The sequence below is a fragment of the Neisseria sp. P0001.S005 genome, from assembly GCF_051963715.1.
The window spans coordinates 1-374 of the sequence record NZ_JBQCTZ010000750.1 but is presented as its reverse complement, the minus strand read 5'-3'; the positions used below and the strand labels follow the sequence as shown (position 1 = coordinate 374).

Sequence of the window (374 nt, the reverse complement as noted above, 5' to 3'; positions counted from 1 at the left end):
ACCTGCCCCGGCGGCCTGCGCGACATCCACACCCTTATCTGGACAGCCAAAGCACAAGGCATAGACAGCAACCCCACTGCCCTCGTTACCGCCGGCGTCCTCACACGCACCGAAGCCGGCATGCTGGCTCATGGCTACCGCCGCCTCGCCAACATCCGCATTCACCTCCACCTTACCGCCGACCACCCCGAAGACAGGCTGCTTTTCGACTACCAGTCCCAAGTTGCCGAAAGCTTAGGCTACACCCAACCCGACATCCGCGGCCGAAGCGAAGCCCTGATGCACACCTTCTACCGCGCCACCAAAGCCATCAAACAACTCAACGGCATCCTCATTCCGGTTCTCAAAAACCATCAAACCTCCAGCCGTCCCCA

Annotated in this window: 1 pseudogene; it reads left to right on the top strand. The window is 60.7% G+C overall.

Going from position 1 to position 374, the window contains the following annotated elements:
- Positions 1–374 (top strand): annotated as a pseudogene (locus ACTHSP_RS22685) ([protein-PII] uridylyltransferase); the annotation flags it as partial.